We start from the raw sequence: 14637 nt of genomic DNA, 5'->3' as shown, positions 1-14637 counted from the left end.
AATGATAAGAAGTCAGCGCAGAAGGGACATAACAGTGAGGTCGATCCATCGGCCTTGTGTGCCCACCCTGCGGCCCTGAAGTGACTGTGCACACCCCGCGGTGCGTTGCCTGGCGCAGCGTGATGGAGGGGTGCCCAGGCTTGGGAGCAGTGGGGCGGATGGCGTTTTATCATAGGTGCTACGGATGTTTAAGAAAGTAAACACTGCCCTGCTGGGGCTGGCGTTGTCGATGGGGATCACGACCGCGCAAGCGCAAGAGGCAAAGAAAGTCGATGTGCTGCTGATCGGCGGCGGCATCATGAGTGCGACCCTCGGCGTATGGCTCAACGAGCTGGAACCGGATTGGTCGATGGAAATGGTCGAGCGTCTCGACGGCGTCGCCGAAGAAAGCTCCAACGGCTGGAACAACGCCGGTACCGGTCACTCGGCCCTGGCTGAGCTGAACTACACCCCGGAAGACAAGAACGGTAACGTTGAAATCCCCAAAGCGGTCGAGATCAACGAAGCGTTCCAGATCTCCCGTCAGTTCTGGTCCTGGCAGGTCCAGCAGGGCGTGCTGAAGAACCCGCGTTCGTTCATCAACTCCACACCGCACATGAGCTTCGTGTGGGGCGATGACAACATCAAGTTCCTGAAAAAGCGCTACGAAGCCCTGCAGGCGAGCCCGCTGTTCGCCGGCATGCAGTACTCCGAAGACCCGGCGCAGATTGCCAAGTGGGTGCCGCTGATGATGGAAGGGCGTGACCCCAACCAGAAAATCGCGGCCACCTGGAGCCCGATCGGCACCGACGTGAACTTCGGCGAGATCACGCGCCAGTTCGTCGCGCACCTGCAAACCACACCGAAGTTCGACCTGAAACTGTCGAGCGAAGTGCAGGACATCACCAAAAACGACGACGGTTCGTGGCGCGTCAGCTACAAAAACCTGAAGGACGGCACCCAGACTGAAACCGACGCCAAGTTCGTGTTCATCGGCGCCGGTGGCGGTGCACTGCACCTGCTGCAAAAGTCGGGCATTCCTGAAGCCAAGGAATACGCAGGCTTCCCGGTGGGCGGCTCGTTCCTGGTGACGGATAACCCGACCATCGCCGAGCAGCACCTGGCCAAGGCCTACGGTAAGGCTTCGGTCGGCGCGCCGCCGATGTCGGTGCCGCACCTGGACACCCGCGTGCTCGATGGCAAGCGCGTAATCCTGTTTGGCCCATTCGCGACCTTCTCCACCAAGTTCCTCAAGGAAGGCTCGTACCTGGACCTGCTGACCAGCACCACCACCCACAACATCTGGCCCATGACCAAAGTCGGTATTCGTGAATACCCGCTGGTCGAGTACCTTGCTGGCCAACTGATGCTGTCGGATGACGACCGTTACAACGCCCTGAAAGAGTACTTCCCGAACGCCAGGAAAGAAGATTGGCGCCTGTGGCAGGCCGGTCAGCGCGTGCAGATCATCAAGCGTGACGAAGAGCAGGGCGGCGTCCTCAAACTCGGCACCGAAGTGGTCAGCTCCGCCGACAACACCATCGCCGGCCTGTTGGGTGCATCGCCGGGCGCGTCCACCGCGGCTCCGATCATGCTGACCGTGCTGCAGAAAGTCTTCAAGGACAAGGTCGCCACCCCGGCCTGGCAGGAAAAACTGCACCAGATCGTGCCGAGCTACGGCACCAAGCTGAATGACAGCCCGGAAGCGGTTGCCAAGGAATGGGCCTACACCGCCGGTATCCTGCAACTGACTCCACCGCCTGCGATTCCACAGCGGACGGCACCAACGGCTACCGAGGCTGCCAAGCCTGCGGCCCAGCCAAGCAAGCCGGCGTCTGACCTGGCGCTGTAAAAAATGCTGTAAGACACAACAAAGCCCGCTGAACCGGTAACGGTCAGCGGGCTTTTTTGTGGGCATCTGTCAGAGGGTGAAGCCCTGCTTTAACTGCTCATGCAGATCGAGCGCCAAGTAGTTCGCGCTATCGGACAGCAAGTAGAGATGGTGGCGTGGCAGTTCGGGCAGTTGCACCCCTGGAATGTTTTTAGTCAGCCCGGCGGTGATGCGACTTTCTTCGATCATGCCCACGGCCAGGCCACAGCTGATGGCCGCCTCCACTGCCGTGGAGCTCGCGCTTTCCAGTAGCACCCGGTAGTAGGTTCCGTTGTCCTTGAGCACCCGCATGGCGGAGGCGCGGTAGGGGCAACCGTTCAATTGCACGGCGATCGGCAGCGGCGCCTGTTCGGGTGTCTTGAAATTTTCGGACGCCACCCACACCGGCTGTATCGACCCTAACAATTCCCCTTGTTCCAGCGGCTGGGCGCTGACAATCAACGCCAGATCGATCTGTTCACGGCTGAACATGGTGAACAATTCGCCACTGGAGCGGGCTTCCACTTCCAGTTCGAGCAGCGGGTTATCGGCGATCAGTCGAGGCAGGAAGTCGCGCATAAAGGCGGGCGCGTAAGAGTCCGGCAAACCCAGGCGAATCTTCCCTTGCATGCGCTGCGGAGTCAGCGAGGCCAGCAGTCGGTCATGGCTCTTGAGGAAGTCAGTGGTTTCGCTGAGCAGCTTCTTGCCATACATCGTCAGCTCCACGCCTTGGTTGCTGCGAATGAACAAGCGCTGGCCGATCAACGCTTCGAGCTTCTGGACCTGCGTGGTGACCGTCGAGGCGCTGCGGTGCACATGCTGCGCGGCCTCATTGAAGCGTCGGAAACGCGCCACCGCATGAAAAGTGCGCAGCAGGTCGACATTCAGTTGTTTACTCATGATTCTTCTTTTAAGGATCAGTTGTGCAGATTATTCAAATATACAAAATCATGCTCGCTCCCTAGGCTTAGGGTCAAGCAGGTACGCCGGTCGTGCCTGAGAACAATAAGAAAGGGAGCGCTTATGGATATCAATGAGCTGGTGGTGTCGTCGTTGAAGAACAACCACGGCTTCGAAAGCCCGATATGGACGGTTGAAAATGCCGCTAAATACGCGGCCACAGGCGCTGATTTATCGGAATGGGACCGGTTGGTCAGCGAAGAAATCCTGCACCTGATGACCTCGCTGAATCAGGAGGGCGTCGACCGCGTGGATCTGTGCGCCGCACCCTGTGGCCAGGGCGCGTTGGGTCAACTGTTGCGCGCGGTGGCGGATGACCTTGTGGAGCTGGTCGGTCAAGACCGCTTGCACTATGTGGAGTTGGGCCCTGAGCCGATCAAAACCTGCGCGCTGATGCGACACCTGCTGGAGGACGGCGCTGAACCCTTGCATTACACCGCCGTTGATATCAACCAGGCATCACACGGGGTCATGCGCCGATCGGTCGAGCCATTGCTCGCAGCGCCGCAAGGGTTTCGCTACTTGTCGACGGATTTTCGCTCCCTGTACAGGCGCCACATCGACTGCGGGCAGGATGTGACGCTGATCACCATGCTGGGGTTTCAGGAAGGTAATGAACTGCCCGACACCATCGGACAGATCCTACGGCGTATTGGTGGCGCGCGAACCTACGTGCTTTCGGAGATGCAACTGTCCACTGCCCAGGGGGACGAACACATCCAGCGCTTTTACCGGCACGACTGTATGTATCGATTCTCCGACCTGATCGGCATCAAGCTCGGCTTCCAGAAAACCGGCGAGCACGAAGTGGTTGTTTCAGAAATCGAGCACGGGGTGGATCGCTATCGCGTTGCCGCCACCTTGTTGCCCGTCAGCAAAGGTTCGGCACGGGGCTAGCTGTTGACCAATGTCTGTTTGAAGTACACCCGCGAACAATTTACCCGCGTACGCCAAGACTACGGCGGTTGCCGCGTCATCGGCGAGTACTGCAGCGGTGACGGCAGCGTGCTGTTTCAGCTGTCGGAATATTGCGCGGATCACGCGGCCGTCAATTGAGTGAGGCAATCACCATGAAAAGACAAAGTGAGCTACCGGTATTTGCCCAAGGCTTCGCGCGCATCAGATCCGCCTTGCAGGCGTCATTGGCCCCCACATCCCGTTGTAAACATCCGGGCGCATTGCTTGATACGTTGCAACCTTGGCGCGACAGTTATTTGCGAACGGATGGGCCCAGTCTCATCGGGAGCCGCACCCTTGCGGACTTGGGTTATGTGGACTCGCCCTTGGCGGTTTCCACGCCTCAACAGTTGACGGCCTTGGCCCAGGTATCCGGGCTGCTCAGCGAGCAGGGCATCCTCCAACTGCGACGTGCCTGTTATCAGTTGGAGGCGGGTTCCAGCACCAGTGCCTGGATCATTTCGAACCGCACCCGCGGCGTCACCGAGTCGTCCACACTGATACGCGAGATGATGAACAGTCGCGCCTTTCTGCTGGCGGTATCGCGCATTGCCGGGGTTCCGTTGGTGCCACATCCGTTCCCGCGGGCACGTTCCCAGGTCAATTATTTCTATCCGCCTCAGGCACACCACGACAAAGCGCAGATCGGCATGTGGCACACCGACGGCACCAGTTTCGTGCTGAATATTCTGCTGTCTGAGGCCGATGAATATGACGGTGGAGAGTTCGTTTACTTCGACGGTAGCGCTGAGCAGTTTGACGTCGAGGAGCTGGATCAGCGTGTGCGCAGTTGCTCGGTCAAATCCAGTGGTGATGCGGTGTATATCTACGGCAGCCGTGTGTTCCATGGAGTGCGTCCGCTTACGCGCGGTCGTCGTATGTCGTTGGTGCTATCGTTTCATTGCCCTTATAGCCAGGAGGATGTGAACAAGTTCTGGCACCTGGCTTCGGATGACGGGGTGTTGAGGACGATATGCCCGTGGTTCCGGCTTCAACGCGACCTGGCGCGGTCGGCCCACGAGCAGTATCAGCGACTGGGCATCGAGCCCATTACCTTCGCCGATCTCGATCCGTTGAGCGTATCGCCGTGAGCGCGCCCCGCATGGGTTATGTGAAGCTGCTGCTCCTGCAGGCGGTGTTTGTCCTGTCCTGGAGTTCGGGCTTTATTGGCGCCAAATTGGGCGCGCAGAGTGCCGGTGCATTCAACCTGCTGTTCTGGCGATTTCTATTGGTCTCGCTGTGCCTGGGCGTATTTTTGAATGTGCGGTTACTCAAGGTTTCCTGGGCGCAGATACGCCATCACGCGGTGATCGGGTTTCTCTCGCAATTCCTCTACTTGAGTTGCGTTTACGTGGCGATCCAGAACGGGTTGCCGCCGGGGATCGCGGCCATTATCGCGGCCTTGCAGCCGTTGATGACGGCGGCGCTGTCAACGGGGAACGCTGGGGAGCGCAGTGGTGGATGGCAGTGGCTGGGGTTGCTGATCGGGTTTGTCGGCGTGTCGATCGTCATCTCGGGGCAATACGGCAGCAGCGGGCAAAGTGTCGGCCTGGTCATGTATCTGTTGCCGCTGGTGTCGGCGTTGGGGCTGACCCTGGCAACCCTGTATGAGCGCCGTTCGGCGCAACAACACAGCACGGGCCTGGTCTTGCCGCTGTTTATCCAATCGCTATTGACGCTGATCGGGTTTACCGCTGCGGTGTTGTATACCGACACCCTGAGCATTCCCCATGAGCCTGAGGTACTGATCTCGATTGTCTGGCTGACGGTGTTCTCGACCTTCATTGCCTACTTGAGTCTTTGGATGCTGCTGCGGTTCATGACCGCGACCCACGTGGCAGTGCTGGTTTACCTGGAGCCGCCAGTGACCTTGGTGTGGGCGGCGTTGATGTTTGGCGATGCGATTCTCGCCTCCACCTATGCCGGCATTGCGGTGGTTGTCGCCGGTCTGATTCTGGTTCGACTCAAGCGACCGACCGTCGCCTGCACATCGTGATGCCCTCAGCTTCAGCAAGCTGACAGATACCGCCTGTTACAAATTGTCCATGGCCACGCAGGAGCATGGTTGCGGCAACGGGGGGATTTTTGACAGCGGCAGGTGTTGGGCGCTAACGCCCGAGGGGTTTGTATGTTGCTACGTTATGCGGCATTGGCGGCGGTGGTCGTGGCTGCGTCCGGGTGTGTGCAAGAGCGTGTGGTGCATGAGCGCCGACCGGTGCAACGGGAATATGTCGAGGTGGTGGCGCCGCAGCCGCCGCCGGTGCAAGTGGTCGAAGTCGAACCGCCGGCACGTTATGGCTATATCTGGTCTCGCGGTTATTGGCGTTGGGAGGGCGGTCGCTACGTGGCGGTCCATGGCCACTGGGAGCCAGTGCGCGAAGGCTATCGCTATGTGCATCCGCATTGGGTGCAGCGCAGTGATGGCTTTCACTGGCAGATTGGTGGCTGGGTGCGTTGAGCCCGGCTCAGCCCAGGCGCTTCATGCCGGCTGCCTTGGCGGCATCAGCGTCAAAGGTCGCAGTGTATTCACAGCCGGCTCCATGGGCGCACCGCTCAATCAGGCAGTCGGCGAAATCGGCCTTGCCGGCGCTGAACTTGCGTAGCGCCTGCCAGATGACTTCGGCATGTTCCAGGGTCAACTCGCGGGTGCGCAGCAGGGTTTCCAGCACGCTGACCACGTCACGCTTGGCGCAGGCGTAGCAGCTCTGCAGGACCCAAACCAGTTCCACTACCGACACCAGGCTGACAAACCCTGGAGACACCGTAGTGAGGGATTCGATCAATTCGGATGCCTGGGCGGATTGAACCGGGTCGTCCTGGGTGATGTAGCGCACCAGGACGTTGGTATCCAACCCGATCATCGAGCGCTCGCTCCCTGCGCGGCAATGGCCTGGTTCATCTCGTCGAGCGAGACCGCGTTGGCTGGCGTCGGGATCAACCCCTTAAGGTCGCGGACGCTCTTGCTTGACGCAACAATGGAAAACCTGCCGTCTTCCATTTCGACGAATTCCACGCGGTCGCCGGTTTCCAGGCCTAGGGCGGTGCGGACCTGCACGGGGATGGTGATTTGTCCTTTAGAGGTGAGGGTGGCGGTGGCCATAGCAAATATCTCCATCGGGGTGTTCCTTACCCTAAGGTAAGGAACGATGGCAGACAAGGTCCGTTGGTCCATAGGTCGTTCTGCTCATGTAAAAGTGGGTAAGTAAAAAACCTAGCCCGAACTTCTATTTCTCGCACACCTGGCCTGGCGCCAAAGCAATACAAACTATGAACGCATGCCGGCTGCCTACCGCACCACGCGGTAGCACGGCACATACGCCGCGCCGCCCGGCAATTTCATGCGGTGCTGCGCGACGAACGCCTTCAACAGTTCATCCAGCGGTTTCATGATCGCTGGATCGCCATGGATCTCATATGGGCCATTTTCTTCGATCAGGCGGATGCCCTTGTCCTTCACGTTACCCGCCACGATCCCCGAGAACGCCCGGCGCAGGTTGGCCGCCAGTTCGTGGGGCGGCAGGGTGTGGCTCAGTTGCAGGCTGGCCATGTTCTCGTGCGTCGGATCGAACGGGCGCTGGAAGCCTTCGTCGATCTTGAGCAACCAGTTGAAGTGGAAGGCGTCGTTGCGCTCGCGGCGGAACTGCTTCACCGCCTTGAGGCCGGCGGTCATCTGGCGGGCCACTTCGGCCGGGTCGTCGATGATGATCTGATAATGCGCCTGCGCCGCTTCGCCCAAAGTGGCGCCGACAAAGGCGTGCAGTTGCTGCAGGTACGGTGCGGCCTGCTGCGGTCCGGTGAGGATCACCGGGAACGGCACGTCGCGGTTATCCGGGTGCATCAGGATGCCCAGCAGGTACAGGAACTCTTCGGCCGTGCCGGCGCCGCCGGGGAAGATGATGATGCCGTGGCCCACGCGCACAAAGGCTTCCAGGCGTTTTTCGATGTCCGGCAGGATCACCAACTCGTTGACAATCGGGTTCGGCGCTTCGGCGGCGATGATGCCCGGCTCGGTCAGGCCCAGGTAGCGCCCGCCGGTGATACGTTGCTTGGCGTGGGAAATGGTCGCGCCTTTCATCGGACCTTTCATCACGCCCGGGCCGCAGCCGGTGCACACATCCAGACTGCGCAGGCCCAGTTCATGCCCGACTTTCTTGGTGTATTTGTATTCTTCGGTATTGATCGAGTGCCCGCCCCAGCACACCACGATCTTCGGTTCCACACCAGGGCGCAGCGTGCGCGCGTTGCGCAGCAGGTGGAACACGTAGTCGGTGATGCCTTGGGAGTTGCTCAGGTCGATGCGCTGGCTGTCCAGCTCGTTCTCGGTGTAGACGATGTCGCGCAGGGCACTGAACAGCATTTCGCGGGTGCTGGCGATCATCTCGCCATCGACGAAGGCGTCGGCCGGCGCGTTGAGCAATTCCAGGCGCACACCGCGGTCCTGTTGGTGGATGCGCACTTCAAAGTCTTTGTAGGCGTCGAGGATGGTCTTGGCGTTGTCGATGTGCGCGCCGGTGTTGAGGATCGCCAGGGCGCATTGGCGGAACAGGGTATAGATGCTGCCGGTGCCGGCTTCGCTCAGTTGCTGCACTTCGCGTTGGGAGAGGGTTTCGAGGCTGCCCTTGGGGCTGACGGAGGCGTTGATGACTTGACGTTGGGGCATTCTGATTCCTTGAAAGCACAGCCACCGCAGCCGCTGAGGCGCGATGGCTTGGGAAAGGTGGGCGCCGATGAGGGGCGCACGAGACGGTTTTTTAACTCAGGCACACGGCCCAGCGCAAACACCGCTCAACACCATCATGCCGCAGAACTCACTCGATCAGCTTCCAGTTTTTGTAGAAAACCCGACGCAGGGTAAAGACCAGCGCGGCAAACCCGGCGATCACGGCATTGAGCACCGATGGCACTGGGGTCGGCCGCACGATATCGATGAACAGGCAGTAGCGCTTGGCATCGTTCTTATTGAAAGACGCGTGCATCAGCGTGTCATCGAAGATAAACAACGGGTCGTCATGCCAGTAGTGTTTGTGCTCGCCCACCTGGATATACACGCCGTCGTGATGGGGCGCCGGCGCCATGTTGTAAAGCACGCGGAACATCATGCGCAGTGGGCCGAAGTGAAAGGACGTGGAGCGGTTTTCGTTGAACACCGACACCCCGATGGTTTTTACGAACGGCAGTTTTTTGCGCAGGGCCGGGATGTCCAGGTGGGTCTCGATCGGCCGCCCGTACCATTGGAAAAACAACATGCCTCGCTTTTTTTCGGCCATGCGTTCGTCGAGGTAACCGATGATTTCGTCCTTGTGGGCCATGGCCTCATCAATGACCCGTTGCAGCTCTTCACGCCAGGCGGGTGGCAGGTCACGCATCGTATAGATGTGGCGATTGCGCGAGCTCAGCAGGTCGAACAGGGTATTGAACGGCGCCAACAGCCAGGTGTTGCGGCCGCTGCCGATAAAGTACTTTTTGATGGTGGACGCATCGTACAGGCCGTTGCGCAAAAAATCGTAAAGGCCGCACAGCAGCACCAGGCACAGAAACACCAGCGTGGTCTCGGGGAATACATCGATAAACAGCAGGCCCGCGAGCACCCAGGCCAGCGAGATGGCTTTTTTACGCACAGCAGGCTTGTTCATGAACTCAGCTCCACAAGGACGCCATTCGACAGGTCCGGACCGGTGGCTGCGAGTGGTGGGTTTGAAACATGTTGAAACAACTACGTCATAATAAGGCGTTTGACCCCGTGTCGGCAGTTTAAATAGTGCGAAAAAGTGTGCAGGCCACTCACAGTTTTTAACGGTTGCCGGGGTGTGTGCACCGAATTTTGTAAACGCGAGATTTACGACTATCGTGACGCTTCGGTTTTTCGGACGTCATAGACCGGTACGATTGAAGCTGAATGGCCACCACTGGCCTTCGGCACCTTGGAAGAGGCAGAAACTTTATGATCATCAAACCGCGGGTTCGTGGCTTTATCTGTGTGACCGCTCACCCTGTTGGCTGTGAAGCGAACGTCAAGGAACAGATCGATTACGTGACCCAGCATGGCGCCATCGAAGGCGGCCCGAAGAAGGTGCTGGTACTCGGCGCTTCCACCGGTTACGGCCTGGCCGCGCGCATCAGCGCTGCGTTTGGCTGCGGCGCCGACACCCTGGGCGTGTTTTTTGAGAAAGAAGGCGAAGAAGGCAAGCTGAGCTCCGCCGGCTGGTACAACAGCGCTGCGTTCGAGAAGTTTGCGGTCGAAAAAGGCCTGTATGCCAAGAGCATCAACGGCGACGCGTTCTCCGACGAGATCAAGCGCCTGACCATCGAAACCATCAAAAAAGACCTGGGCAAGATCGACCTGGTGGTCTACAGCCTGGCCGCGCCACGCCGTACCGACCCCAAGACCGGTGAAGTCTACAACTCCACGCTCAAGCCGATCGGCAAGGCCGTGACCCTGCGCGGTATCAACACCGACAAAGGGGTTGTGGTCGACACCACCTTGGAGCCGGCGACCCAAGAAGAAATCGCCGGCACCGTGAAAGTCATGGGTGGCGAAGACTGGCAGCTGTGGATCGACGCGCTGCGTGACGCCGATGTACTGGCCGAAGGCGCCAAGACCACCGCCTTTACCTACCTTGGCGAAAAGCTGACCCAGGACATCTACTGGAACGGCTCCATCGGTGAAGCCAAGAAAGACCTGGACAAGAAAGTCCTGACCCTGCGCGACAACCTCGCCGCACTGAAGGGCGACGCCCGTGTGTCGGTGCTCAAGGCCGTGGTCACCCAGGCCAGCTCGGCGATCCCGATCATGCCGCTGTACCTGTCGCTGCTGTTCAAAGTGATGAAAGAGCAGGGCACTCACGAAGGGTGCATCGAGCAGGTCTACGGTTTGTTCAAGGACAGCCTGTACGGCAAAGAGCCGAAGCTCGACACCGACGGCCGCCTGCGCGCCGACCTGGCCGAGCTGGAGCCGAAGGTCCAGGACGCCGTGGCGGCCCTGTGGAACCAGGTCACCGACGAGAACGTCAACGAGATCAGCGATTTTGCCGGTTACAAAGCGGAATTCCTGCGCTTGTTCGGCTTTGAAGTCGATGGCGTGGACTACGAGGCTGATGTAAATCCGACGGTGAAGATCAACGGTCTGATCCAAGCCTAAAGCGCGGTTAAAAATGTAGGAGTGGGCTTGCCCCCGATGGCTTCGCGTCAGACAGCTCAGCTGTAGCTGAGCTATCGCCGTCGGGGGCAAGTCCCTCCCACGTTGATTTGCGTGCGTTTCAGAGGTTTCTTGCGCTTCAGCGCGCCTTTCCCTCTCTTCAAATCTGCCAGACTCCTCCCGCTATCAAGCCAAGCCAACGGAGGATCTGATGACGATTCGTGCAGTAGTTTTTGATTTCGGCGGTGTTCTCTTCGATTGGAGCCCGCATCACCTCTACCGCAAACTGATTGCCGACGATCAAGAACGGCAGTGATTCCTGGATAACATCTGCACCCAGGCCTGGAATACCGAACAAGATGCGGGGCGGCCGCTGGCCGAAGCCACGCAAATCCTGATCGATCAACACCCCCACCCTAGAGACTCGATCACGGCCTTTTACGAGATGACGTGGCCGACAAGCCGATGCCGCCAGCGCTCTGGGTTGGCAGGACATTCATCATGTATCGGCCGAGCAGACATCGGCACGATTGCGTGAATTGGGCGTGAGCTTCTAGCGCGCCCATTTCTCCATCACAAAATCGACAAACGCTCGCAACTTGGGCAGGCGATAACGATCCTGGCCGTACAGCACGTGCATGGGGCGGCTGGGCAATTGATAGTCGGTCAGCAACGCCACAAGTTTGCCGCTGTGCAGATCGGGCTGGACCAGCGCATCGGGCAGCATCACGATGCCCATGCCTTGCACCGCCGCTTGGCGCAGGGCTTGTGAGCTATTGATGGTCAACGATCCCGACACCGGGATTTCCACTTCGCCGTCCGCTCCCGTCATACGCCAGAGCTTGTCGGCGTTGCGCCAGTCGTCGGTGGACGGATAGGCGAATGCCAGGCAGTCGTGTTGTTGCAGGTCTTCGGGCCTGGTCGGCGTGCCGCGTCGCGCCAAGTAGCTCGGCGAAGCGCAGAGGGTGATGGTGTAGTCCTGCATGGGCCGTGCGATCAGGCTCGACGGTTCCAACTCGCCCAAGCGGATCGCCACGTCGAAGCCACTGTCGACCAGGTCCATGCGCTGGTTGCTGAGCACCACATAGAGCTTGATCTGCGGATAACGTTGGGAGAATTCGCTCAACGCCGGCGCCAGGCGCTCGGTGCCGAAGGCGGGTGGGGCGGTGATGCGCAAGGTGCCTCTAGGCACGTCACTGTGGGCTTGTTCGGCTAGTTGTTCGGAGTCGGCCACTAGCCCCAGCACTTCCAGACAGCGTTGATAATACTGGCCGCCGAACTCCGTGAGACTCTGCTTGCGCGTGGTGCGCTTGAGCAGACTGACTCCCAGGCGCTGTTCCAGGGCGCGCAGGTGGTTACCGACCATCGTGGTCGACAGGCCGCAGGCGTGGGCCGCCGCCGTCAAACTGCCGGTCTCCACCACTTTTACGTACACCGACATTGCCTGGAACAGATCCATTATCAAGCCCTGGTTTAAAGTCATTGCAGAAATGCGCAGTTTATCCAGCTCAGGTGGCTAACGATACTGAGACCATCAACCTGATGACTTGGAGCCCGCACCATGACCGCCGCCTGCCTGATGACCACCTACCAACCCTTGGCCCTGAGCTTCGCCCGTGGCCTGGGCACGCGTCTGTGGGACCAGCAGGGTCGCGAGTACCTCGATGCGGTGGCGGGTGTGGCGGTGACCAATGTCGGGCATTCCCATCCGCGCCTGGTGGCGGCCATCAGCGAGCAGGCCGGTCTGTTGCTGCACACCTCCAACCTCTACAGCATTGACTGGCAACAACGCCTGGCCCGGCGCCTGGCGCAGCTGTCCGGCCTGGATTGCGGATTTTTCAACAACTCCGGCGCCGAGGCCAACGAAACCGCCCTCAAGCTGGCGCGCTTGCATGGCTGGAAAAAGGGCATCGAAGAACCGTTGATTGTGGTGATGGAGAACGCCTTTCACGGGCGCACCCTGGGCACCATGGCGGCCAGCGACGGACCGTCGGTGCGCCTCGGGTTTCAGCGCTTACCGGGGAATTTTCTCAAGGTCCGGTTCGGTGACCTGGCCGCCATCGAAGCGATCACCCGCACCCATGGCGCGCAGATTGCGGCCGTGTTGCTGGAGCCGATCCAGGGTGAAAGTGGCGTATTGCCGGCGCCGCCCGGCTATCTGCGTGGCTTGCGCGATCACTGCACAGCCCACGGCTGGCTGATGATGCTCGATGAAATCCAGACCGGCATCGGTCGCACCGGTGCGTGGTTCGCGTTCCAGCATGAAGGCATCGTGCCGGACGTCATGACCCTGGCCAAAGGCCTTGGCAATGGCGTGCCGATCGGCGCCTGCCTGGCACGGGCCGGTGTGGCGCGCTTGTTCACGCCGGGCAGTCATGGCAGCACGTTTGGCGGTAACCCGCTGGCTTGCCGGGTTGGCTGCACGGTGCTGGACATCATCGAAGAGCAGGGCTTGCTGCACAACGCCGCGCAACAGGGCGAACGCTTGCTGGCGCGGCTGCGCGTGGAACTGGCGGAACACCCCCAGGTGCTGGCGATTCGCGGGCAGGGCTTGATGATCGGCATCGAACTGGTCAGCCCGTATCGCGACCTGGCCCAGCGCGCCGCCCAGGAGCATGCGCTGCTGATCAATGTGACGCGCGGCAAAATCATCCGCCTGCTGCCGCCGCTGACCCTGGACGGCAAGGAAGTCGAGATGATCGTGCGGGCCATCAGCCGCTTATTGGATCAGGGCCATTGAGCCATTCTTGGTTGAGGGTTTCGGTGTCGCCCAGGTATTCGAGTAACCACGCCATGGCCGGGGACAGCTTGTTCTGCGCCCAGGCCACGCAGGACGGGCTGGCGGGGAAGGGGCGGGTCAGGTGCAGCGCCACCAGCTCGCCGCGTTCGATCCAGGGCGCTACCTTATGTGCCGGCGCCATGCCGACGCACAACCCATCGCGCAGGCAATCGATGGCTGACGCCCAGTTAGGCACCACCAGGCGCCGTTGGTTGTCCAGGGTCCAGGTGTCGCGCTTGGGCAGGTTACGCGAGGTGTCGGTCATGCACAGCGAGGCGAAGGGGCGCAATTGGTCGTCGCTGAGCAGGCCTTCAACGCTCGCCAGCGGATGCCGCGCGCTGACCACGCACAGCCAGTTCAACAACCCCATATCGCGAAAGGTAAAGTGGCTGGCCACCGGCACCGCGCTGGTGGCCCCGATCACAATGTCGGTGCGCTCGTCGGCCAGGGCATCCCACACACCGTTGTACACCTCGTACTCCAGCAGTAATTCCACCTCGGGGAACCGTCGATAGAAATCCAGCACCAATTGCCGGCAGCGCTGGGGTTTGACGATGGAGTCCACCGCCACCTTCAACTGGCCGCTCCAGCCATTGGCCACTTGCTGGCACAAGCGTCGCGTGCCGAGCATTTTCTTCATCACGCCCCGGGCTTCGTCGATAAACAGGCGGCCGGCGGGGGTCAGTTCCACGTCGCGGTGACGCCGCACGAACAGCGGCACCGCCAACCATTCTTCCAGCTGACGCACCGTATAGCTGATGGCCGACGGCACACGGTGCAATTCCTGTGCGGCGGCGCTGAAGCTGCCGTGGCGCGCCACGGCGTCTACCACATCCAGGGAATATTCGGACCACATGATCGCTGCCTTCAAAATTATTGATAGCTTCGGCCAATTATTATCGCTTCACATGAAAACTGTCAGCTTCATAATGGGCGCCAGTCAGCAAATAGTTTGAT

Annotated in this window: 15 protein-coding genes and 1 pseudogene; 9 read left to right on the top strand and 7 right to left on the bottom strand. The window is 60.1% G+C overall.

Annotation, left to right across the window (positions count from 1 at the left end; all coding sequences use genetic code 11):
- Positions 1-184: 184 nt before the first annotated feature.
- Positions 185-1831, top strand: coding sequence for a malate dehydrogenase (quinone) (mqo, locus tag OSC50_RS16615; RefSeq protein WP_266248517.1), 1647 nt, complete (start codon positions 185-187; stop codon positions 1829-1831).
- Between the two features lie 69 nt (positions 1832-1900).
- Here the strand turns inward: mqo and OSC50_RS16610 are convergent, their stop codons facing one another.
- Complete coding sequence (locus OSC50_RS16610; protein WP_266248519.1) at positions 1901-2749, bottom strand: LysR family transcriptional regulator; 849 nt, start codon at positions 2747-2749, stop codon at positions 1901-1903.
- 123 nt (positions 2750-2872) lie between these two features.
- Here OSC50_RS16610 and OSC50_RS16605 point away from each other — a divergent pair, with 123 nt between their 5' ends.
- The 5 genes from OSC50_RS16605 to OSC50_RS16585 all read left to right on the top strand — a co-directional run bounded on the left by OSC50_RS16605 (position 2873) and on the right by OSC50_RS16585 (position 6224).
- The gene (locus OSC50_RS16605) at positions 2873-3706 is read left to right on the top strand and encodes a hypothetical protein (protein WP_266248521.1); all 834 of its coding nucleotides are present in this window, start codon (positions 2873-2875) and stop codon (positions 3704-3706) included.
- Between the two features lie 3 nt (positions 3707-3709).
- Entirely contained in the window at positions 3710-3865 is a 156-nt protein-coding gene (locus tag OSC50_RS16600) for a hypothetical protein (RefSeq protein ID WP_266248522.1), read from the top strand.
- A gap of 215 nt (positions 3866-4080) precedes the next feature.
- Positions 4081-4857 (top strand): 2OG-Fe(II) oxygenase family protein, encoded by a 777-nt coding sequence (locus OSC50_RS16595; protein ID WP_266248524.1) that lies wholly within the window; start codon positions 4081-4083, stop codon positions 4855-4857.
- 11 nt (positions 4858-4868) lie between these two features.
- Positions 4869-5762, top strand: a complete 894-nt coding sequence (locus tag OSC50_RS16590) for a DMT family transporter (RefSeq protein ID WP_123480769.1) — start codon at positions 4869-4871, stop codon at positions 5760-5762.
- Between the two features lie 132 nt (positions 5763-5894).
- Positions 5895-6224: a YXWGXW repeat-containing protein gene (locus OSC50_RS16585; RefSeq protein WP_034096507.1), complete on the top strand. Its 330-nt coding sequence runs from the start codon at positions 5895-5897 to the stop codon at positions 6222-6224.
- 7 nt (positions 6225-6231) lie between these two features.
- On the opposite strand, the gene OSC50_RS16580 is transcribed toward OSC50_RS16585, so the two are convergent.
- The 4 genes from OSC50_RS16580 to OSC50_RS16565 all read right to left on the bottom strand — a co-directional run bounded on the left by OSC50_RS16580 (position 6232) and on the right by OSC50_RS16565 (position 9399).
- A complete protein-coding gene (locus OSC50_RS16580) occupies positions 6232-6627 on the bottom strand; it encodes a type II toxin-antitoxin system VapC family toxin (RefSeq protein ID WP_181078185.1) in 396 nt (131 codons plus the stop codon).
- Entirely contained in the window at positions 6624-6881 is a 258-nt protein-coding gene (locus tag OSC50_RS16575) for an AbrB/MazE/SpoVT family DNA-binding domain-containing protein (protein ID WP_181078187.1), read from the bottom strand. The genes OSC50_RS16580 and OSC50_RS16575 overlap by 4 nt, the downstream gene beginning before the upstream one ends.
- Positions 6882-7052: 171 nt before the next feature.
- Complete coding sequence (gene ppnN, locus OSC50_RS16570; protein WP_181078189.1) at positions 7053-8426, bottom strand: nucleotide 5'-monophosphate nucleosidase PpnN; 1374 nt, start codon at positions 8424-8426, stop codon at positions 7053-7055.
- Positions 8427-8574: 148 nt separating this feature from the next.
- Positions 8575-9399 (bottom strand): aspartyl/asparaginyl beta-hydroxylase domain-containing protein, encoded by an 825-nt coding sequence (locus OSC50_RS16565; protein ID WP_181078191.1) that lies wholly within the window; start codon positions 9397-9399, stop codon positions 8575-8577.
- A gap of 308 nt (positions 9400-9707) precedes the next feature.
- Between OSC50_RS16565 and fabV the strand changes: the two genes are divergently transcribed.
- Both fabV and OSC50_RS16555 read left to right on the top strand, forming a co-directional pair.
- Positions 9708-10904, top strand: coding sequence for an enoyl-ACP reductase FabV (gene fabV / locus OSC50_RS16560; RefSeq protein ID WP_181078192.1), 1197 nt, complete (start codon positions 9708-9710; stop codon positions 10902-10904).
- A 208-nt stretch (positions 10905-11112) separates the two neighbouring features.
- A pseudogene (locus OSC50_RS16555) lies at positions 11113-11346 on the top strand (HAD family hydrolase); the annotation flags it as partial.
- 108 nt (positions 11347-11454) lie between these two features.
- On the opposite strand, the gene OSC50_RS16550 reads toward OSC50_RS16555, so the two are convergent.
- Positions 11455-12360 (bottom strand): LysR family transcriptional regulator, encoded by a 906-nt coding sequence (locus tag OSC50_RS16550; RefSeq protein WP_266248529.1) that lies wholly within the window; start codon positions 12358-12360, stop codon positions 11455-11457.
- Positions 12361-12462: 102 nt separating this feature from the next.
- Between OSC50_RS16550 and OSC50_RS16545 the strand changes: the two genes are divergently transcribed.
- Positions 12463-13641, top strand: a complete 1179-nt coding sequence (locus tag OSC50_RS16545) for an aspartate aminotransferase family protein (RefSeq protein WP_181078196.1) — start codon at positions 12463-12465, stop codon at positions 13639-13641.
- Here OSC50_RS16545 and punR read toward each other — a convergent pair.
- Complete coding sequence (gene punR, locus OSC50_RS16540; RefSeq protein ID WP_181078198.1) at positions 13613-14536, bottom strand: DNA-binding transcriptional activator PunR; 924 nt, start codon at positions 14534-14536, stop codon at positions 13613-13615. The genes OSC50_RS16545 and punR overlap by 29 nt on opposite strands.
- Positions 14537-14637: the final 101 nt, after the last annotated feature.

Origin of the sequence: Pseudomonas quebecensis (assembly GCF_026410085.1) — a bacterium.
GTDB lineage: Bacteria > Pseudomonadota > Gammaproteobacteria > Pseudomonadales > Pseudomonadaceae > Aquipseudomonas > Aquipseudomonas quebecensis.
This window is presented reverse-complemented; position numbering and strand designations above follow the sequence as displayed.

What these genes read in the sequence shown, in the direction of transcription:
- mqo (WP_266248517.1), top strand. Translation starts at nt 185, where the DNA reads ATGTTTAAGAAAGTAAACACTGCCCTGCTGGGGCTGGCGTTGTCGATG.
- OSC50_RS16610 (WP_266248519.1), bottom strand. Translation starts at nt 2,749, where the DNA reads ATGAGTAAACAACTGAATGTCGACCTGCTGCGCACTTTTCATGCGGTG.
- OSC50_RS16605 (WP_266248521.1), top strand. Translation starts at nt 2,873, where the DNA reads ATGGATATCAATGAGCTGGTGGTGTCGTCGTTGAAGAACAACCACGGC.
- OSC50_RS16590 (WP_123480769.1), top strand. Translation starts at nt 4,869, where the DNA reads ATGGGTTATGTGAAGCTGCTGCTCCTGCAGGCGGTGTTTGTCCTGTCC.
- OSC50_RS16585 (WP_034096507.1), top strand. Translation starts at nt 5,895, where the DNA reads ATGTTGCTACGTTATGCGGCATTGGCGGCGGTGGTCGTGGCTGCGTCC.
- OSC50_RS16580 (WP_181078185.1), bottom strand. Translation starts at nt 6,627, where the DNA reads ATGATCGGGTTGGATACCAACGTCCTGGTGCGCTACATCACCCAGGAC.
- OSC50_RS16575 (WP_181078187.1), bottom strand. Translation starts at nt 6,881, where the DNA reads ATGGAGATATTTGCTATGGCCACCGCCACCCTCACCTCTAAAGGACAA.
- ppnN (WP_181078189.1), bottom strand. Translation starts at nt 8,426, where the DNA reads ATGCCCCAACGTCAAGTCATCAACGCCTCCGTCAGCCCCAAGGGCAGC.
- OSC50_RS16565 (WP_181078191.1), bottom strand. Translation starts at nt 9,399, where the DNA reads ATGAACAAGCCTGCTGTGCGTAAAAAAGCCATCTCGCTGGCCTGGGTG.
- fabV (WP_181078192.1), top strand. Translation starts at nt 9,708, where the DNA reads ATGATCATCAAACCGCGGGTTCGTGGCTTTATCTGTGTGACCGCTCAC.
- OSC50_RS16550 (WP_266248529.1), bottom strand. Translation starts at nt 12,360, where the DNA reads ATGGATCTGTTCCAGGCAATGTCGGTGTACGTAAAAGTGGTGGAGACC.
- OSC50_RS16545 (WP_181078196.1), top strand. Translation starts at nt 12,463, where the DNA reads ATGACCGCCGCCTGCCTGATGACCACCTACCAACCCTTGGCCCTGAGC.
- punR (WP_181078198.1), bottom strand. Translation starts at nt 14,536, where the DNA reads ATGTGGTCCGAATATTCCCTGGATGTGGTAGACGCCGTGGCGCGCCAC.